The sequence below is a fragment of the Labilibaculum sp. genome (assembly GCF_963664555.1).
GTDB lineage: Bacteria > Bacteroidota > Bacteroidia > Bacteroidales > Marinifilaceae > Labilibaculum.
Genome location: NZ_OY761461.1, coordinates 4,793,511 through 4,813,517, shown reverse-complemented (window position 1 = coordinate 4,813,517; position 20,007 = coordinate 4,793,511). Strand labels below are relative to the sequence as shown.

Below are 20,007 nucleotides of genomic sequence, written 5' to 3'. Positions count from 1 at the left end.
TTCTGTGGTGATGAGCCCTTTTTCGAGTTATATAAATGATGTAAATCACCTTCTTATTTAGATATGTTTGGTGTATACGAATCCTTAATAGTTTCAGGTATCTTAAAGTTGTAACTAATTATAAAGGGAGGAGTATGAGAATTTTATACAAATAATTTGAAATAGTGTAAACCAAGGAGGATTGTAAATCAAACAGTTAGCAAGTGGTGTAAACCCTGTAAACCTTGAATGTAAACCGTAAGGTGTTGATATGCAAATTGTAGCGCATTAGGTTTACAGGTTTACACGGAAAATCGAAATACTTATATAGTGTAGAAATTATTTAAGGAATAACATCATCCAAAATCATCGGAAAGTTCACGGTATACTTGAAGCTTTCGTGAAAACCCGACAAAATTTACGATATACTTGAAACTTTTTTTAGATGGAATGAGCTATTTTCTCATGTATGCTAGATTTCCTGAGTACTATTTTTTAATAGATAGTCTATAAATTAAGACTTCAAATGTTAGTGTTTTTGTTAGTACTCAAAAAAAAAGCGCCAAGGGTGGAAGCCCCTAAACGCCTAATTTTCAAAGTGGAGAATACCGGAATCGAACCGGTGACCTTTTGACTGCCAGTCAAACGCTCTAGCCAACTGAGCTAATCCCCCATGATTTTATGATGAAGTGATATACTTCATACTCCCTATCGGAGTGCAAATATAGATGAAAATTATACATCTCAAAATATAAGTAGGATGATTTTTGTGAAATTAAAACATTTTTTAATTTTATACGTAAGGATAAAAGAGTGAAGAATCTATTTTAGTTCGAACAATTGTTTGTCAATAGACAATTGATTGGTGGCAATGTATAGTGTGTGTATTAGGTAGGATGAGTACGAACTCAATAGATTCTTCACTCTTCTTTGTGTAATTTATAATTTAGATTGTCTATAAAGAAAAAATCGACTAAGTTTATAGTTCATTTATACACAGAGGTTTTATCCTATTTTAAATAACTGCAAACTTCCTATCTGAAATGTGAATTTTCAATCCTTTACGAGCTGAGAATCAAATTAATTGCTTAGGAAAATCAGTTTGCTTTTAATTTTTATATCTTTATGCCTCGAATTAATTTTCTAATCGAAAAGGATTTTGATTATAAAATTGAATTACTTAGTTTTAAGCGCTGAAATTAAAAGAAAATTAAAAGAAGATTATGGAAGTTAAGAAGTCACCAAAAGCAGATCTTGAAAATAAGAGAGGTCTTTTTCTTGAGATTGGTCTGGCTCTTACTCTTGCCTTTGTACTTCTTGCATTTGAATGGAGTGTAGATTCTAGCGAAGCTACTGGCCTGCAAGATCAACAAGAAATGGAGGCAGAGGAAGAAATGATTCCTGTTACCAGACAAGAACCTGTTAAGCCACCACCACCACCACCACCAGCTCCCAAAGTTGCCGATGTTTTGAACATTGTTGACAATGAGGAGGAGATTGAGGATGAACTAGAGATTGAAGATTCTGACGCTGATATGGATACTGAAGTTGAAATTCAGGTTGTTGCGGAAGAAGAAGAAGAAGATGAAGCTCAGGTTTTTGTAATTGTAGAAGATATGCCTGAATTTCCAGGAGGAGCTTTAGAATTACAGAAATGGATTGCAAAATCGGTTAAATATCCTGTGATAGCACAGGAAAATGGTATTACTGGTCGTGTTTTTGTAACTTTTGTTGTGAACAAAGTTGGAGCGGTCGAGCAAATTCGTGTAGTACGTGGAGTAGATCCATCTTTGGATAAGGAAGCTGTACGCGTAATTGGTGAAATGCCTAAATGGAAGCCTGGTAAGCAGCGAGGAAAAGCTGTGAAAGTATCTTATACTGTACCTATTAACTTCCAATTACAATAAAACAAATCTATAATTTTTTTAGATACTAAAGGCTCTGATTTTTCAGAGCCTTTTTTTATGACTTAAGCACTGTTGCTTTCTCGAATATTGTTTATTTTTGCCCCATAATTTACGTACTTTGTTATTGGTATTTGTTTTGAGGTAGTCTTCTTACATCTATCTCTAAAAGGAAATATTATTAAATAAAGGCAATTAAGCCTTTGTTTTTTTGCAAATAGATTAAATGGAAGAGAACCTAATATTAGATAGAGAAGTAGAAAAAGCAATTTTGATTGGTGTTATTGATAAATCAAGAAATATGACTGAAAGCTTAGTTCAGGAGTATCTTGACGAACTGGATTTTCTTGCTTTAACTGCTGGAGCAGAAACGGTTAAGCGTTTCACTCAGAAGATGGACTATCCTCATCCAAAAACGTTTGTTGGGACAGGAAAGCTTGAGGAGATTTTTGATTATCTGGAAAGGAATAATGATATTAAATTGGTGATTTTCGATGATGAGCTTTCACCATCACAGCTTAGAAATATTGAGCGGGCGTTGCAGTGTAAGATTTTAGACCGAACTAATTTAATTTTGGACATATTTGCCAGCCGTGCTCAAACGGCTAACGCAAAAACCCAGGTTGAGTTGGCTCAATATCAATACCTTCTTCCTCGATTAACAAGAATGTGGACTCACCTTGAGCGTCAGCGTGGTGGCATTGGGATGCGTGGTCCGGGAGAAAGCCAGATTGAGACCGACAGAAGAATAATTCTTGATAAAATATCCAAGCTTAAAGAAGATTTGGTTAAGATTGATAAACAAAAAGCAACCCAGCGTAAAAACCGTGGAAAAATGGTTCGTGTTGCTCTGGTTGGATATACCAATGTAGGTAAATCAACTTTGATGAACATGATTAGCAAATCTGAAGTGTTTGCTGAGAATAAGCTTTTTGCAACATTAGATACCACTGTTCGCAAAGTGGTTATTCAAAATGTACCATTTCTATTAGCCGATACTGTAGGTTTCATTCGAAAATTGCCTCATAATCTGGTTGAATCATTTAAATCAACATTGGATGAGGTACGTGAGGCAGATATAATTTTACATGTGGTTGATATTTCTCACCCTAATTTTGAGGATCAAATTAAGGTGGTGAATGAAACTATGCTTGAAATTGATAAGCGTGAAAAGCCAACATTCTTAGTTTTCAATAAAATTGACGCTTTTAGTTACGTGAAAAAGGATGAAGACGATCTTTTACCAAAGACTAGAGAGAATTATAGCTTAGAGGAATTAAAACAGATGTGGATTGCTAAAGGAGATACCCCTTGCTTGTTTATTTCTGCAATGCATAAGCAAAATGTAGAGGAGTTTCGTGAGGTGGTTTACAATGCCGTAAAGGAAATACATTCAGCACGATTCCCGTATAATAACTTTTTATATCAGGATTATTCTAATTTAATGGATTAATTCGTAAGGGAAAATTAATTGCATCGGTAACATGCGAATTGTTTTTATGTAATTTAAATGTGTGCTGTTCGCAAATACAATAAAGGCCAATGAAATTGTTTTCATTGGCCTTATTTATAGTCTTATACAAGATTATTTTTTGTGAGATATTCTGCAATTTGAACTGCGTTTGTAGCGGCACCTTTGCGAAGGTTGTCCGAAACAATCCAAAGGTTTAAAGTATTCGGATTGGAGAAATCTCTACGAATTCTACCTACAAATACTTCATCTTTTCCATGAGCATATTTTGGCATTGGATACTCATTTGTATCTAAATTGTCCTGAACAATTACGCCTTCTGCTTCCGAAAGAATTTTTCTTACTTCGTCAAGATCAAAATCATTTGCAAATTCGATATTTACAGATTCTGAATGGCCTCCAACTACTGGTACTCGAACTGCTGTAGCAGTCACCCTAATGCTGTCATCTTTCAAAATCTTCTTGGTTTCATTGGCCAATTTCATCTCTTCTTTGGTGTATCCATTTTCGGTGAATACATCGCAATGAGGAAGACAATTTTTATCAATTTCGTATGGGTAGGCCATTTCTCCTTCGTTACCATTCCTCTCATTTTCCAGTTGTACAACTGCTTTTACTCCTGTACCTGTAATTGATTGATAGGTTGAGATCACCAAACGTTCCATTTTGTATCGCTTGTGCAAAGGAGCCAGAGCAACAACTAATTGTATGGTTGAGCAATTCGGATTAGCAATAATTTTGTCATCAGGGGTTAAATCGACAGCATTTATTTCCGGAACAACCAATTTTTTGTCTTTATCCATTCGCCAAGCCGATGAGTTATCGACAACAGTAGTGCCTGCTTTTGCGAATTCAGGAGCCCATTTTAAAGAGGTATCTCCTCCAGCTGAAAAGATTGCAATTTGTGGTTTTAATTCAATTGCATCTGTCATACTGATAACTTTGTATTTTTTTCCATTAAATACAACTTCCTTTCCTATAGATCTTTCACTGGCTACAGGATACAATTCACTAATCTGAAAATTTCTTTCTTCCAGAACCTCCAGTATTTTCTGACCAACCAAGCCTGTGGCGCCGACAACTGCAATTCTCATAACATAATTTGGTTTAAATTGTTGATTATAAAGTGGATTATAGTTAAATTAGCTTTTGACTCAAAAACCAAACCAAATTTAAAAGGATTTTTCCATGAAAAAAACTCTTACTATTAAATTGTTTTTATTGCTGTTTCTGCTGAACAGTAATTGTTTGTATGCCGATGATATTTTGAAAATTGATTTTGCCAGTGACATTGGCAAAGGTTATTGGGGGAGTCAATCTGATTTGATTGGTAGTTCGGACTGGACTTTGGATGCTTCCAACTGTACTTTAACCGATGATGAGGATTACGTAAAGGTTGTAGGAACGGGAGGAGGCAGATTAGAAGCTAGGGATATTGATGGTGAAGCCATTTGGAAAAATAAGGCGATTGATATTTCAAATTTCACAGACATTTCTATTTCGGTGTTATTGGCTGAGACGGGAAGTTCAACAAATTCAAGTAAGTATGCCAAAGCATATTATATTTTAGATGGTTCAGAGGAAATTCTGCTTGAATTGAATGGTGAGAACAGCGGTAATTGGGGTAGTGTAAATGCAACTCAAGCTGGTTTAACCGGGTTAAGTTTGGAAATCGTTGTGCGGATGAATAATCCTAATTCGGGTGATTTGGTTTATTTTGATGATCTGGTAGTAAGTGGAAATCCTGTTGTTCCCGAGACCGATAACCTGACTCAAATTAAAGCTTCTGACAATCCTGTTGAATCGATTCTTCTTAGTACAAATTGTAATGAAAAAGAAAAGGCATTGACCTGTTTTCGATTCGTAATTGACGAAACTACAGAAGCTGCGGATGGCCTTTCAACAAAAGTTTCACGAATGATCTTTTACAATGCGCATCCATATAATGGTATGAATTGGAAAGATTGCCTTGGTGGTATTTGCCTGTTTTCAAATAAAGAAGAGATAATTCCTCAAAGTGTTCTTATTGAAGTGGATTCTGTTGTCATTTATTTCGCAGAAAATCAAATTGATATTCCTGATGCAGAAAAAATGGAATTTGAATTGCGTTGTTTTTTAAATTCAGGTAATCCACTTAATGATGGTGAAACATTTCAATTGAATTGCAAAGATTCAGCGAAAAGTTTCGAAACTTTCGAATCCGGCTCTGGCTTTAATACAGCCAATGAAGAGCTTTCCTCTGCAATTCACAGTATTGAGGTCGAGGCCACACGAATGATCTTCTCTGAGTGTCCTGACACCCTTATTCGCAATAGAGATTTTTCCATTTTGGTAAATGCTGTAGATGATTTTAATAATAGGGATCTTGATGCAAATCATTTGGTTCTATTATCCTTGGAAGCGGGAACCGGAAATTTGGAATCACTAAATGGATTTCAAAATTCACTTGTAAAAGGTGAGGTGAGTTTTGAATCATTAAAATATCCTTATCCTGATTTCATAAAATTGGCCGTAAGTAATGATGTGCTGCTCAAGGCAATTTCTGAAAGTATAAGAGTTGAGAATACTTATGAATCATTGGCAAATGTGAATAATTCGTATTCTTCAGATTCTATTATCTCTTCCCTTCAGACTAGTGAAGCGGATGCGTTTGAAGTTTTTCGATTTTCGGTGACGGATTCGGGGAATGACAATTCTTCAACTATTCTCGAGCAGGTAAGATTGATTGGATCAGAGAAAAATCAGGTGAATTGGAAGAAATCAATTGAAAAGTTCGTTGTAAAAGTGGATGGGGAGGTACTGAATGTTGAATGCATTATAGATGATAAACAGCTGGATATTCATTTTTTAGAGTCTGAACTAAAGAAAGAAGTTTTAAGCGAAGAAACTGTTGAGTTTTCTGTTTTTTGCTTTTTAAAAGAAGGAAAAACTATTGATGAAGAATTATTTCAAATGAGAATTGATTCTTTACATACGGACTGGATTATTTCTGAGCTTGGAAGTGGATTGCAAGAGGAATTTACCGGCAGCTTGTTAGGCCCTGAGTTTATTTTTGATGTAAAGGCAAGTGAAATGTTATTTAAAAGTATTCCACAATCGGTAAATTATCAGGAGGAGTTTACTGTTCTAATTCAGCTTGTTGATCGTTTGGGAAATATTGACAAAACCCATGAGTTTGAAATAGAACTTTCTCTGGCTTCCGGAAATGGTGAGCTTACATCGGAAAGTCTGAAAATGAACAGTATTAATAGCGAATTTCGATGGGAAAATTTAAAATATAGTAAAGCTGAAAATTTCACTCTTCAGGCAGAATGTGACAACTTTCCTACAATCGTAAGTGATAATATATCTGGTGTAGATAAAACTTCCTTAATTGGCTCGTCTAGTCCTATTTCCGCAATAGCACTAAGTTCTTTGGCAATCACTCAAAATGAAGCGATACCTGTACTTAATTTTAAAATATCAGATTCTGCAACACACGACCAGTTACCAACAATAATTTCAAATTTGAAGTTTTACAACAGATCTCCTGGCCATTCTTTTTCCTGGTTAAAACACATTTCAGGGGCGGTTTTATTATCAAATGGAGAGATTATTGCTGCAGCATCAAATATTCGTGACGATCGGATAGAGTTTAATTCATCGAAAGGTGTATTGGAATTGTCAAACAATTCGGAGAAGAACCTGTCTTTGGCGATTTTTTTTCGCAAGGGACAGCTTCCGGATAATGCAAGTTTTCAGGTAGAAATACCAAAAGTACATGAATGGAAGTGTTTGGAGAGTGGCTCGAAGATACAGGAGACCTTACCGGATGACATTGTGTCTGAAATCCATTTTATTAATGTTGAGGCTAGTCAACTTTCTTTTTCTTCATACCCTTTCGGGATTAATAATTCTGATGAGAAATTTTCTTTGAAAATTGCAGCATGTGACTATTTTAGTAATGTCGATGAAGATGCAATTGGAGCTGTTCGTATCAGTTTGAGTAATGGGAATGGAGAATTAACTGTTTCAGATAGCAATTTGCAATTGAAAAATGGATTTGTGGATTTTGACTCCCTTCAATACAACGGAACAGAAAATTTTGGTTTGGCTCTTGAATCAAACTTCGGGGCTGATTCCATTAAAATACTTTTAGGACAAGATGAATTAGGTATTCTTGAAGATTTTGAATCAAAGAGTCTTGAAGATTGGATAAATACCAAGGATTGGAGTGCTTCTTCTTACCGACCAATTAATGGAAATTATTCTTTAAAACACAATCTGTCAGAAGAATTAGGCTCAAGTTATATTTCTACATCTTTAAAAGGGTTTGATCCAAATGCAAGCGCAATTAATTGGCGTTTTATTGTTCAGAATGGTGATTGGGATCCAACGTCTGGAAATAAATTTGTTTTTCACTTACTCATGGATGATTCTGATCCGAGTGCAGCAACAACTAAATATTCTGTTGGTGTAAATCAAACTGGTTCGAGTGATGTTTTAAGCTTGTGGAGTTTGGATAATAATCAGAATACAAAGGTTTTATTGGAATCAGACTTCAGTTGGAATGAAAATGAAGCCGTTGCAATTCAGATCACTTATTACCCAAATGGTTTATTGAGAATGGAATACAACCGATTGGGAAAAAAAGAGAATTGGATCGTTGTGGGAGAAATTCATTCTGAAATTGTGTCAGATGCAAAGGAATGGTTTTCGGGCTTAAATTTCACTTATGAAACAGCCTCCAGAGCAGGAAATCTTTGGTTTGATGATTTAGAAATAAAATCCATTAATACACCGCCATTTATTAAGTCTTACGAGATTGCAGCCTCGGATTCATTGCTTTTGGAATATTCGGAGAAGCTTGATTTTTCAAAATCTTCTGAAATTGAAAATTTTAAACTGACAAGAGTGGATGGTGAGTCTTGGGGAATGAAAGTTTTATCTGGAGTTGCAGATAATTACTTGCTTCTTGTTTTGGATGATGAATTAAAAACCGGGAATTATTTATTGGAACTGTCTAATATTTATGATTCTAAGGGAGCGGTTCAGGAAAAGGAGTCAATTAATTTTGGATATTTTGCTCCAGCAAAAAGCAATGATATTGTGATAAATGAAATTATGGCAGATGAAACTCCATCGGCTGGGCTGCCGGAATATGAGTTCATTGAACTGTACAACACCAGTGAATATCCTATATCCGTTGAGAATTGGATTTTAAAAGCAGGAGAGAAAGAGACCGTTTTAGCTTTGGATACAATCCCTGCCAAAGCTTATCTGGTTTTGTGTGCAAATTCTGCAGCAGAAGAATTTACTTCGTTTGGAGATGTGCTTGGGGTAAGTAGTTTTCCCCGATTAACCAATTCGGGAGGAACAATTGAAATACAATCCGCAGAGAAAATCGTTATTGATCAGGTTTCCTACTTGGATTCATGGTACAAGTCTGATGAAAAATCGGACGGAGGCTGGTCTTTGGAACGAATTGATCCTTTGAATGTTTGCAGTACCATTGGCAATTGGTCAGCATCCAGGAGTGAAACGGGAGGAACACCGGGAAAAGAAAATTCCATTCAGGGAGATCATATTGACAATTTGGCTCCAGCAGTTTCTCATTTAAGAGTATTGTCTAAAAATCACCTGTCTATAGAGTTAAGTGAAGAAATAGACACAATATTTTTACTTAGTTTGCAGAATTATTCGTTGGCAAATAATCCTGTGTCAACGGTTGCAGAGGAAACTTCAATGATTGTTAACCTTGAGTTTGTCAATTCTTTTGAAGATGGGCAAGAGCAGCAATTAAGTATTTCCGGTTTGCAGGATGAGTGCGCTAATGTTCTGGATACCGTTTTGAATTTTATTTGGCATGAGGTTCATTCCAATGATGTGGTCATTAATGAAATTATGGCAGATGAAACACTTTCTGTTGGATTGCCGGAATATGAGTTCATTGAACTGTACAACACCAGTGAATATCCTATATCCGTTGAGAATTGGATTTTAAAATCAGGCGAGAAAGAAACCGTTTTAGCTTTGGATACAATCCCTGCCAAAGCTTATTTGGTTTTGTGTGCAAATTCTGCAGCAGAAGAATTTACTTCGTTTGGAGATGTGCTTGGGGTAAGTAGTTTTCCCCGATTAACCAATTCGGGAGGAACAATTGAAATACAATCCGCAGAGAAAATTGTTATTGATCAGGTTTCCTACTTGGATTCATGGTACAAGTCTGATGAAAAATCCGACGGAGGTTGGTCTTTGGAACGAATTGATCCGGCAAATACGTCTTGGCAGGCAAATAACTGGAAGGCTTCAGAAAATGAATTGGGCGGGACTCCGGGTAAAGTGAATTCAATTTATTCAGTAAATCAGGATCTGATTGCTCCAAGTATTGAATCCTGCAGATGTATTTCAGCTAATTGTTTAAGGCTTGTTTTTAGTGAGCCAATTGAAAGTTCTGGTCTGTTTGACTTATCCAACTTTCAACTTTTGCCCGATTTGATTCATCCCAAAGAAGTATTTCAGACTGATTTGATTGGTAAAGAAATTCAATTGATTTTTAAAGAAGGTTTTGTTGAAAATAGTAAATGTCAATTCATTTTATCTGATAGAATTAAAGATTTAGCTGGCAATTCCATAATAGCCAAAGAATTTGAGTTTTGGGTACCGGGAATTGTTACAGAAGGTGATCTGGTGATAAATGAAGTTTTGTTCAATCCTTATCCTGATGGATCGGATTATGTGGAGATTGTAAATATATCCGAGAAGGTTCTTGATTTGTCAGGCTTAAAATTAGCCACCCGGACGGATAATTTTGAGTTATGTGATGAGGGCTTTATTTCGGATAAATTTTTACATCCAAATGAATACTTATTAGTGACTAAGGATACGTTAAATATTCAACAAAATTATTATTCATCCAATCCTGATGTTTTTTGTCAGGTCAAATCACTTCCAACTTTTTCAGATGATGCAGGAAGAGTTGTACTTATTTCAAATAATGAACTTATTGATGATTTTGCATACAATGAGGACATGCATTTCGAATTATTGGCCTCGGTTGAAGGCGTATCATTGGAACGGATAAATCCAAAAGGTGAAACGAATAGTAAATCGAATTGGCAATCGGCGGCTCAAAATATTGGATTTGGTACTCCGGGAATTCAAAATTCAGTTTACAATGATTTCATCAGTTCAAATTCTGAAATAAGTCTGTCTCCTAAAATATTTACTCCGGACAATGATGGTTTTGATGATCGTCTGCTGATTACTTTTAATCTGGAAATGGATGGTTACCTCGCTTCGGTAAGAATTTATAATTCAATGGGGATTGAAATTAGAAGATTAGCTGGAAATTTGAATCTGGCCAATAAGGATTCTTTGTTTTGGGATGGACTGAATTCACAAAATGAGAGGGCACCTGTAGGAATTTATCTGGTGTATATCGAATTGTTTAGTCCGGATGGAGTGAGTAAGATTTTTAAAGAGACCTGTGTTTTGGGTGGAAAATTCAATTAAAACAGCATTTGCTTGAGCGATAATAGAGTTTTCACAAAAAAAAGAAGTTAACTGTTGATTATTTATGTTTGTTTTCGTAACTTAATGATGCATAGGATGTTTGAATGGTTTAGAAATTAAATGTATCTCAAACTGCTTTTAGTGATAGCTGTTAATTAATGTAGTGGTTAATTTAATGGTAGAGTAAAGAGGAATCAATTTGATTCCTCTCTTATTTTATATTGAGTCGGTTTTGATGTTGTGAAGATTGCTTGAGCGTTTATTTTTTTGCACATAGTTCATAATCTGAACATCAAATTTTGACTTGTCGTCATTCAAAAATTTTATCCGTAAAGGAATATAGAACAGATGCTTTTTTATCGATTCATGATTGATATTCATATCGTAAAATCGAGTCGCGTCTTTTTCCGTAGTAACAATTATTTTATTTTCACCCTTTAGATTTTCAAATTTGGAACGGATCGTTTCAATATCTTTCATTTCAAATGAATAATGATCCGGAAATTGGATTTCTTCTACTTTATCGGTGAAATTTTCAAGGTATTCTCTTAAAGGTTTCGGGTTGGCAATGCCTGTTACCAAAAGAATAGAGAAATTTTCTTTGCCCCATTCTTCATTAATAATATTGATAGCATCATTTTTAAAAACAGGTTCTAAATTTCCGTAATCAAGACGTGTAAAATATAAGGACTGAAAGGGAAGAAGATCAAGTTCTTTAACAATTATTCTTCTATCGATAGGAGTCATATTATCCGGCGATTTACTTACAATGATAATGTTGGCCCGGTCTTTTTCGCTTGCACTTTCGCGCAACCGTCCATATGGCATAATATAATCCTGGGTAATTGGCCGGTTGTAGTCTATCAATAGAACCGACAAACCGGCTTTTATAGATCGGTGTTGAAAGGCATCATCAAGCAGTACTGCAGCCAAATCGTTGCCATGTTCCGATTGAAGCAGATTCTTTACGCCATTCACTCTTTTCTTATCAACTGCGACTAAAATATCAGGGAATTTTCTTTTGATCTGCATAGGTTCATCACCAATTTGATATGATGTAGACACCTCATTAGCAAGTATATATCCTTTTGATTTTCGTTTGTAACCGCGACTTAATGTGGCTATTTTATAGTCATCTTTTAGTAAGGTGATTAGGTATTCGATATGAGGGGTTTTTCCGGTTCCACCTACAGTAATATTGCCAACAGATATGATTGGAATTTTAAATTCAGTGCTGGGCAATATGTTAAAATCGAAAAGTAGATTACGCACAGAGACAATCAGCCCATATAGTAAACTAAAAGGGAAAAGCAGACTTTTCAGGAGGGGAGATAGTTTCTTCATTGGATAGTAGATTATATTGCCTAAAATTACAGAAATAATTCAAATGATAATAATTTTCTTACTCCAGCCAATGAAAATCATTTCTGCCAAATCTATAATAGATGTGGAAATCAACGATTGAATTAGCAATTTAATGCTCTGTTTTTACTGAAATGTATCAATTCCTGATAAAAAAAGATCCTCATGTTATTCATGAGGATCTTAATTATTTAAAGTAAATATTTCTTAGTGTAGATCGATTTCATAGGGGATACGAGCTTGAATTCCTCCAAACTGAATTAGGTCTTGAGTTTTTTCATAGGTGTTGTAAAAGCTTCCCAATTCGTTTTTAAGAATTTTGATTTTTGCTTTACCGGTTAATTCTTCTATAATTGCTTCAAAAGGATCTTTTAATTTTGGAAGAGAAACAATTCGGTAATCTTTAACTCCAGCTTTTTCTTTGGCTATTTGAATAGCTGTTTCCAATCCTCCCAAAACATCAACCAAACCATTTTTCTGTGCATCCATTGCATTCCAAACTCTGCCTTGAGCAACTTCATGAACCTGTTCAACAGTCATGTGTCGTCCTGCGGCAACTCTACTTAAGAATGTATCGTAACCGTTATTAATGATATTCTGAACAATTTCTTTCTCTGTCGGAGTAAATTTTCTGGATGAAATAGGAAGCATCAGCGGATAGCTACCACCAAAAGCAGCATGTTCATTGGTTCCGTACGAATCAGTTGTCAAGCCAAATTTCTCTCTTATTAACTCTTCTCCCGAAAAGAACAAACCATAAATTCCAATCGAACCGGTAATTGTATTTTTATCAGCAACGATTGTGTCTGCAGGACATGCAATGTAATATCCGCCAGAAGCAGCAACATTTCCCATTGAGGCAATTACAGGTTTTGCATCCGAAGCTAATTTAACTTCTCTCCATATAAAATCTGATACATTTGCATATCCTCCCGGAGAGTTAACTCTTAATACAATTGCTTTAATTGTAGAATCAAGACGAGCCTCCCGAATGGTTTTAGCCAATCCGGGTCCGATTGAACTTTCGTTTTGTTCTAAGCCTATTGCACCACTGGCATAAATAACAGCGATTTTATTTTTTGAAAATTTATAATTTGCATCTGGTGCGTTTGCATAATCTGAAGTACTAACTAATCTTAGTTTTTTACCTTCTTTAATATCGGATAGTTTTCTCAGTTTAGCCTCCATCTCATCTTCATAAATAACCCCGTCGATAAGGCCATATTTTTCCGCATCGGCCGCTTTCCGAATGGCTACTTCATCAATTAGTTGATTTAGTTTTTCAACGGTAATATTTCTCTCTTGTGATATTCCTTCCAGGAGTTGATTCCACATAGCTCCAACGTAAGCCATGGTTTGTTCACGGCTTTCATCACTCATATCATCACGGAAATATTGTTCGGTTGCCGATTTGTATTTCCCAACTCTAATTACTTGAGCTTCAACACCAATTTTTTCGAGAAATTTTCTGTAAAAGGTTCTTTCACCACCCATACCTAGCAGAAATAAACCAGCTTCAGGGTTTAGGAATACACTATCAGCAATAGAAGTTAGATAATATGCTTTTTGGGAATGACCAAAATTACTGTAGCTAACTATAAACTTTCCTGTTGTTTTAAATTCTTTCAGTTTCTCTCTAATTTCTTCGATAGATGCCATGCCTCCAAAATTGGCAGGTATATCAGTTACATTAAGGTAAATTCCTTTTATTTTCTCATCTGTTTTTGCTTTTTCAATATTCTCAAGAACGGTACTTAGTCCAATGTTGGCATCAGCACTTAGGGTGAATAAATTGAAGTTAGACATCGGATTATCTGAACCTCGATCTACTAATTGTTTATTTAATTTTATTTCGAGAATACTTTTGTCTTTGATGTCGACAGGTTTATCACTACTTGATGCAATTGCAGTAATGATCATTATTCCGAGGAATAGTAATATAAAACCTCCAAGAATAACTCCAAGAATTGAGGCGAAAGTAAATTTGAAAAAACTTTTCATATTATATATGTTTTGTGGATAATCAATCAATAACTAATAATTATGGTAAAATTAAATACAAACAAATATATTTAATTTAGTTGAGATGGGCTTGCTGCAATGCTTTATTTTCGATGTACATTTTGATATCGGGGTTTTCTTTGTTTCTTTTACCGATAAAAAGAGAATTACACATGGCAAGAGTATATTTTTTATTGGGTGGCAATCTAGATGATAGAGAAAGAATCCTTTCTGAAGCAATTTTGAAGATGAAATCGGAAATAGGGGAGTTGGTGAATTGTTCTTCTATTTACGAAACAGAACCATGGGGTTTTGATCACGATTTGAATTTTTTGAATCAGGTTGTAGTGTTTGACACCAGGCTTTTGGCAGAAAAAGTATTGGATGCAACTCAGCAAATTGAGAAAGATTTGGGACGGGTTCGTAAGAAAGATCAGTACAGTGAAAGAACAATCGATATTGACATTCTTTTTTACGAGGATCAGATTATTTCTACTGACCGTTTGGTTGTTCCGCATCCCAGGCTTCAGGAACGATTATTTGCTCTGGTTCCAATGGTTGATGTTGCACCCGAATTAATTCATCCGGTTGAAATGAAAAGCATAAGGGAATTGCTTGTTGAATGTCCTGATGAAATGGAAGTGAAAAAATTCAAGCACTAAAAAAAAGGGTTGTTTCTAAAAACAACCCTCTTCTGAAAAAATATTTTATTTACCCCAGTTTGGCTCCAAATGCAAGATCACCTGCATCGCCACATCCCGGAACAATATATGATTTCGAATTTAAACCCTTATCAACAGCACCCATCCAGATAGTGATATTTTCATTAGGTAGTTTGTTTTTTATAAACTCAACACCATCTTCACTACCAATAACTGCCACAATGTGAACGTGTTTAGGTGTTCCTTTTGTTAGCATTGCTTTGTAAGCCAATTCCATCGAAGAACCTGTAGCCAGCATTGGATCAGCTAGAATAACAACTTTACCATCTATCGATGGAGATGAGATGTATTCAAAATTGATTTTGAACTCTCCATCATCTGAATATTTTCTGTAGGCAGAAATAAAGGCATTTTCCGATCTGTCGAAGTAATTTAAAAGACCAGTGTGTAAAGGTAAACCTGCTCTAAGAATAGAAGCTACTACAACTTCGCAGGAAGGAAGGTTTGTAAGTGATTCTCCAAGAGGAGTTTGTATTGAACTTTCAGTGAAATCCAATTTTTTACTGATTTCGTAAGCAAAAATTTCACCTACTCTTTCCAGATTTCTTCTAAAGCGAAGAGGATCTTTTTGAATATTTATATCTCTGATTTCAGCTATGAATTGATTAAAAAGAGAGTTTTTTTCTCCTAAAGTATTGACCACCATGATTATTTATTTAAAATTTAGCTGAGCGCAAATATAGCCATATTTCAAAAATATTAAACAAGGAAATCCTTAAAAAATTGATAAGACTAATTCATTCTAAATTAGACCTTCATCTGCAAAGCTAAAGAATTGATTGTCTGCAATTATTAAGTGATCCAATACCGCAATACTCATTAGTTTACCTGCTTCACTGGCTTTTGAGGTTACATCTTTGTCTGCATGGGAAGGTAGAAGGTTGCCTGACGGATGATTGTGGCAAAGAATTAAGTTGGTTGCACCTAAAAGAAGGGCATCTTTAAATACTAATCTTACATCAAAAACGGTTCCGGTGATACCTCCTGATGAAACATTTTTAATTTCGACAATTTTATTTGCTTGATTAAGAAAAACGACCCAAAACTCCTCATGGCCTAAATCCTCAACATAGGGAGAGATGAGTTCAAAAGCATCCTGACTGCAGGTTATTTTTTGTTTTTGTTTGGAGGGAAAAGCTTTTTGTCTGCGCCCTAATTCTAATGCTGAAATGATACTAATAGCTTTCGCTTCCCCAATACCTGGGATTTTTACTAAATCATGAATGGTTTTTTTTGCAAGCAGATTAAGGTCATTGTTGCAATCAGAGAGAATAGATTTTGATAATTCGACTGCAGATTGCTTTCGATTACCACTTCCAATGATAATTGCCAGAAGCTCGGCAGAAGATAAACTTTTAACGCCTTTGTACATTAATTTTTCTCTGGGGCGATCTTCAACAGCCCAGTCTTTAATGCTTAACTTTTTGTACTCGTCCATTTCGGTATATGTTACAACTTAATTAAAGTTATGAAAATATACGAAATAATCAAATAAGAATTTATTGCACGACAAAAAAGGGTTCTCACTGAGAACCCTCTATTATAGAGTAGTAATTTCTTACTTACAGTTTGTTAACGTGTAAAGCTAATTTAGATTTTAAGTTAGCCGCTTTGTTTTTATGAATTACGTTGATTTTTGCAAGTTTATCTAACATTGCAGTAACCGTTGGCAATAATTCGTTAGCAGCTTCTTTATCAGTAGTAGCACGTAACTTTCTTACAGCATTTCTAGTAGTCTTAGCGTAAAATTTGTTGTGTACGCGTTTTGCTTCAGACTGTCTTATTCTTTTAATTGCAGATTGATGATTTGCCATCTCTTAAAGTTATCTAAATTTATTTATCTTGGTAGTCCGTAGGGGAATCGAACCCCTGTTACCAGGATGAAAACCTGGCGTCCTAACCCCTAGACGAACGGACCATTATCTTTAATAATGCGTAGCAAAGATAAGTTAAAAATAACTTGCTACAAACTTTTCGTAGTCCGTAGGGGAATCGAACCCCTGTTACCAGGATGAAAACCTGGCGTCCTAACCCCTAGACGAACGGACCATTTATTTTAAAGAGATGCAAAGGTAAATCAAAAATTTAATTTTGCAAATACATTTTTGTATTTTTTCTTTTTAAAAGCTGAAGAACTAAAAAGGAGTAATTGCGACCACTATTTTTTTCTTTAGCGATGCAAAGAAAGAGATAATTCTTTGAATTGGCAATACTTTTTTTGAAAAAAAATGAGACTTTTTTTATCGGAAATTTATAACTGCTTCTTTTCTAGAATAAAGAGTAATCAACGCCATTCAACAATTGTTCCTCTTGTACTATTTAAAAGGTCTTTCGGGATGATCTTTTGAATACTTCCAGCTAAAAGATCGAGTAATTTATTCTTTGAGTAATGACGGGAATAGACCAAACTAACTTCTCGCAGAGGATGTAGATTCGTGAATTTCTTAACTTGATTTAACTTGTCTTTGGGTAAATATTGAGTGGCTAATTCGGGAATCAAAGTAAAACCACCTTCCTTATCCACAATCTTCATTAAAGTTTCTAAAGAATTACTCTCAAACTCGAAAGGCAATTCCTGATGCTGCAAATCGTGCATTTCACACAGATTGATAACTTGATTTCGGAAACAGTGTCCATCACCAAGCATCCATATCTCCGGTGTTGCAATATCTTTTACCTCAATAATTGATTTTTTAAGAAGCTCATGATCTTTGTGTGCATAAATCATCATCTCTTCGTAAAATAGGGGCTTTTCCTTTATTTTATCTTCCTTGGCTGGAGTCACAAATATGCCAACATCTATTTTGTCCTTTTTTAAACTCTTTATTATATCTTCAGATACCATTTCTTCTACTTCTACTTTAATGGCAGGGTAGTTTCGAATATAGTCCCCAATAAACATGGGCAGGAGGAATGGAGCAAGGGTTGGTATGATACCTATTTTAAGACTTCCCACAATCGAATTTTTATGATCATTGATGATGTCATTGATTTTTTTTGTGTCTCCTAAGATTATCCGGGCTTGTTCTATTATAGATTTACCAACATCCGTTGGGATAATTGGCTGTTTGCTGCGATCAAATATATTAATATCCAGAAATTCTTCCAGTTTTTTAATTTGCATGCTAAGCGTAGGCTGTGTAATAAAGCACTTATCAGCAGCAGTTGCAAAATGACGATATGTATCAACTGCAACGATATATTCCAACTGGGTAATTGTAATCATGTTTATTGAATTTGGATTTAAGTTCAAATATAAAGATTATCTATCGGAATATAAGCATTATTGATTTGATAGATGATGAAAAGTGTGTTACATTTGGTTATAGTAATACAAAAGCAAAGGTTATTTGATCAAAAGTCATGAAGGACTAAAGTAGCATACTTTGCGAAGTAATAGGGTTCAAAAAAATAATAGTTTGATAGTTTTTGTTATTTAAGTTTTATTAGATGTTTGGGTTTTGCAGCCGGAAATTTATTTCCGGCTTCTTTTTTATATATGATTCTGCGCTTAAGTACTCTTGTGAGAATTTACTACCTGCTCCAAGATATATTTTTTATTCCATTTAAGGAGTCTTGATTTTATTCTCAATTATTTTTAGAAATCGAATCGCAAAAGCTTAGTTATGAACTGATAATGCCGATATGTTTTGTAGCACAAATGCTGAATAGCAGAAATTGGACTCAAAAAATATACTACTTTAGTCGGCGATTTAGGAATTATTAAAAAACATCATAAAATCGATTAAAAGATGCACAAAGAGATCAAAATAGTTTCTTTTGAGGAAGCAGCGAAGGTGATTAAATCTGGGGATAGAGTACATTTACATTCCGTGGCTTTAGCTCCGCAGAAGTTTATAAATGCAATGTGTGAAAGAGGTCGTAATGGAGAAATTTACGATGTGTCAATACAGCACCTTCATACAGAAGGTCCAGCTCCTTATGCAGATGCTGAATTTGAAGGTATCTTTAATTTGGAGTCATTGTTTGTTGGTGCCAACGTACGAAAGCAAACACAGGCAGGTTATGCCGATTATATCCCTGTATTTTTGAGCGAAACGCAACAGTTGATTCGTGAAGGAATTTTAAAAGTGAACGTAGCCGTTGTTCAGGTAAGTGTACCGGATAAACATGGATATGTATCATTGGGTACTTCTGTTGATGCTACAAAAGCAGCTGTTGAAACAGCAGATACTGTTGTTGCGGTAATCAATCCTAATGTACCTCGTGCATTTGGCGATGCCTTAATGCCTTTGAGTTATTTTGATGTGTTCTGTGAGGATAATACTCCATTAATCGAGCATCACAATGCACCTTTGTCAGATATCGATATTCAAATTGGTAAAAATGTAGCTGGTTTAATTCCTGATGGAGCTTGTCTTCAAATGGGTATAGGTGGTATTCCAAATGCGGTTTTGGCTCAGTTGGGCAACCATAAGAACCTTGGAGTTCACACCGAAATGTTTGCTGATGGTCTTCTGCCTTTGGTTTATAGCGGTGTTGTTAACGGAATGAATAAGAAATTGGATAAGGGTAAGATTGTTGCTGGTTTCTTGATGGGAACAAAAGAGCTTTATGATTTCGTTGATGATAATCCAGGAGTTTTAATGATGGATGTTGCTTATACCAATGGTGTTGGTATCATCAAGCAAAATCCTAAAGTATGTGCAATTAACTCTGCATTATCTATTGATATTACAGGTCAGGTTTGTGCCGATTCAATTGGAACAAGACATTATTCTGGTGTTGGTGGACAGATTGATTTTACACGTGGTGCTTCTGCTTCGGAAGGTGGTGTTCCAATTATTGCAATGCCTTCTGTTACTGGTAAAGGCGTTTCAAAAATCACTCCAACTCTTTTGCAGGGATCTGGTGTTGTAACAACTCGTAATAACATGAGATGGTTTGTTACTGAGCATGGTTCTGTTAATTTATTCGGAAAAACTTTACAGCAAAGAGCTAAAGCTATTATTTCGGTTGCACATCCTAATTTTAGAGAAGAATTAGATCAGGCAGCATTCGAAAGATTTGGTAGTCATTATCACTTTGTTGCTAAAAAATACTAATATAGTTC

General features: G+C 35.2%; 12 protein-coding genes and 3 tRNA genes. 5 read left to right on the top strand and 10 right to left on the bottom strand.

The features are described 5' to 3' along the window. Positions 1-578: 578 nt before the first annotated feature. Positions 579-652, bottom strand: a tRNA-Ala gene (locus ACKU4N_RS19270). A gap of 550 nt (positions 653-1,202) precedes the next feature. Between ACKU4N_RS19270 and ACKU4N_RS19265 the strand changes: the two genes are divergently transcribed. After that, a complete protein-coding gene (locus ACKU4N_RS19265) occupies positions 1,203-1,886 on the top strand; it encodes an energy transducer TonB (RefSeq protein ID WP_321319205.1) in 684 nt (227 codons plus the stop codon). A 223-nt stretch (positions 1,887-2,109) separates the two neighbouring features. Continuing rightward, positions 2,110-3,336: a GTPase HflX gene (gene hflX, locus ACKU4N_RS19260; RefSeq protein ID WP_321319203.1), complete on the top strand. Its 1,227-nt coding sequence runs from the start codon at positions 2,110-2,112 to the stop codon at positions 3,334-3,336. 122 nt (positions 3,337-3,458) lie between these two features. On the opposite strand, the gene ACKU4N_RS19255 is transcribed toward hflX, so the two are convergent. Then, the gene (locus ACKU4N_RS19255) at positions 3,459-4,448 is read right to left on the bottom strand and encodes an aspartate-semialdehyde dehydrogenase (RefSeq protein ID WP_321319201.1); all 990 of its coding nucleotides are present in this window, start codon (positions 4,446-4,448) and stop codon (positions 3,459-3,461) included. 94 nt (positions 4,449-4,542) lie between these two features. Here ACKU4N_RS19255 and ACKU4N_RS19250 point away from each other — a divergent pair, with 94 nt between their 5' ends. Continuing rightward, on the top strand, positions 4,543-10,848 hold the full coding sequence (locus ACKU4N_RS19250; RefSeq protein WP_321319199.1) for a lamin tail domain-containing protein: 6,306 nt from the start codon (positions 4,543-4,545) through the stop codon (positions 10,846-10,848). Between the two features lie 216 nt (positions 10,849-11,064). Here the strand turns inward: ACKU4N_RS19250 and lpxK are convergent, their stop codons facing one another. Then, positions 11,065-12,192 (bottom strand): tetraacyldisaccharide 4'-kinase, encoded by a 1,128-nt coding sequence (gene lpxK / locus ACKU4N_RS19245; RefSeq protein WP_321319197.1) that lies wholly within the window; start codon positions 12,190-12,192, stop codon positions 11,065-11,067. 225 nt (positions 12,193-12,417) lie between these two features. Next, positions 12,418-14,211 carry a signal peptide peptidase SppA gene (gene sppA / locus ACKU4N_RS19240; protein WP_321319195.1) on the bottom strand — a complete coding sequence of 598 codons (1,794 nt, stop codon included), beginning with the start codon at positions 14,209-14,211 and terminating at the stop codon, positions 12,418-12,420. Between the two features lie 173 nt (positions 14,212-14,384). Here sppA and folK point away from each other — a divergent pair, with 173 nt between their 5' ends. Then, positions 14,385-14,873: a 2-amino-4-hydroxy-6-hydroxymethyldihydropteridine diphosphokinase gene (gene folK, locus ACKU4N_RS19235; RefSeq protein ID WP_321319193.1), complete on the top strand. Its 489-nt coding sequence runs from the start codon at positions 14,385-14,387 to the stop codon at positions 14,871-14,873. 49 nt (positions 14,874-14,922) lie between these two features. Here the strand turns inward: folK and upp are convergent, their stop codons facing one another. From upp to ACKU4N_RS19205, 6 genes are all read right to left on the bottom strand, one after another. Continuing rightward, the gene (upp, locus tag ACKU4N_RS19230) at positions 14,923-15,579 is read right to left on the bottom strand and encodes a uracil phosphoribosyltransferase (protein ID WP_321319191.1); all 657 of its coding nucleotides are present in this window, start codon (positions 15,577-15,579) and stop codon (positions 14,923-14,925) included. 96 nt (positions 15,580-15,675) lie between these two features. Continuing rightward, positions 15,676-16,371 (bottom strand): RadC family protein, encoded by a 696-nt coding sequence (gene radC / locus ACKU4N_RS19225; RefSeq protein WP_321319189.1) that lies wholly within the window; start codon positions 16,369-16,371, stop codon positions 15,676-15,678. A 124-nt stretch (positions 16,372-16,495) separates the two neighbouring features. Next, a complete protein-coding gene (gene rpsT / locus ACKU4N_RS19220; protein WP_101309993.1) occupies positions 16,496-16,747 on the bottom strand; it encodes a 30S ribosomal protein S20 in 252 nt (83 codons plus the stop codon). Between the two features lie 29 nt (positions 16,748-16,776). Continuing rightward, positions 16,777-16,851: transfer RNA gene (locus tag ACKU4N_RS19215), tRNA-Glu, on the bottom strand. 59 nt (positions 16,852-16,910) lie between these two features. After that, positions 16,911-16,982, bottom strand: a tRNA-Glu gene (locus ACKU4N_RS19210). 235 nt (positions 16,983-17,217) lie between these two features. Further along, positions 17,218-18,159 (bottom strand): hydrogen peroxide-inducible genes activator, encoded by a 942-nt coding sequence (locus tag ACKU4N_RS19205; RefSeq protein ID WP_321319187.1) that lies wholly within the window; start codon positions 18,157-18,159, stop codon positions 17,218-17,220. A gap of 526 nt (positions 18,160-18,685) precedes the next feature. Between ACKU4N_RS19205 and ACKU4N_RS19200 the strand changes: the two genes are divergently transcribed. Beyond that, positions 18,686-19,999, top strand: a complete 1,314-nt coding sequence (locus ACKU4N_RS19200; RefSeq protein ID WP_321319185.1) for an acetyl-CoA hydrolase/transferase family protein — start codon at positions 18,686-18,688, stop codon at positions 19,997-19,999. The last annotated feature ends 8 nt before the right edge of the window (positions 20,000-20,007 follow it).

What these genes read in the sequence shown, in the direction of transcription:
- ACKU4N_RS19205 (WP_321319187.1), bottom strand. Translation starts at nt 18,159, where the DNA reads ATGATTACAATTACCCAGTTGGAATATATCGTTGCAGTTGATACATAT.
- rpsT (WP_101309993.1), bottom strand. Translation starts at nt 16,747, where the DNA reads ATGGCAAATCATCAATCTGCAATTAAAAGAATAAGACAGTCTGAAGCA.
- folK (WP_321319193.1), top strand. Translation starts at nt 14,385, where the DNA reads ATGGCAAGAGTATATTTTTTATTGGGTGGCAATCTAGATGATAGAGAA.
- ACKU4N_RS19200 (WP_321319185.1), top strand. Translation starts at nt 18,686, where the DNA reads ATGCACAAAGAGATCAAAATAGTTTCTTTTGAGGAAGCAGCGAAGGTG.
- lpxK (WP_321319197.1), bottom strand. Translation starts at nt 12,192, where the DNA reads ATGAAGAAACTATCTCCCCTCCTGAAAAGTCTGCTTTTCCCTTTTAGT.
- ACKU4N_RS19255 (WP_321319201.1), bottom strand. Translation starts at nt 4,448, where the DNA reads ATGAGAATTGCAGTTGTCGGCGCCACAGGCTTGGTTGGTCAGAAAATA.
- sppA (WP_321319195.1), bottom strand. Translation starts at nt 14,211, where the DNA reads ATGAAAAGTTTTTTCAAATTTACTTTCGCCTCAATTCTTGGAGTTATT.
- ACKU4N_RS19250 (WP_321319199.1), top strand. Translation starts at nt 4,543, where the DNA reads ATGAAAAAAACTCTTACTATTAAATTGTTTTTATTGCTGTTTCTGCTG.
- radC (WP_321319189.1), bottom strand. Translation starts at nt 16,371, where the DNA reads ATGGACGAGTACAAAAAGTTAAGCATTAAAGACTGGGCTGTTGAAGAT.
- upp (WP_321319191.1), bottom strand. Translation starts at nt 15,579, where the DNA reads ATGGTGGTCAATACTTTAGGAGAAAAAAACTCTCTTTTTAATCAATTC.
- hflX (WP_321319203.1), top strand. Translation starts at nt 2,110, where the DNA reads ATGGAAGAGAACCTAATATTAGATAGAGAAGTAGAAAAAGCAATTTTG.
- ACKU4N_RS19265 (WP_321319205.1), top strand. Translation starts at nt 1,203, where the DNA reads ATGGAAGTTAAGAAGTCACCAAAAGCAGATCTTGAAAATAAGAGAGGT.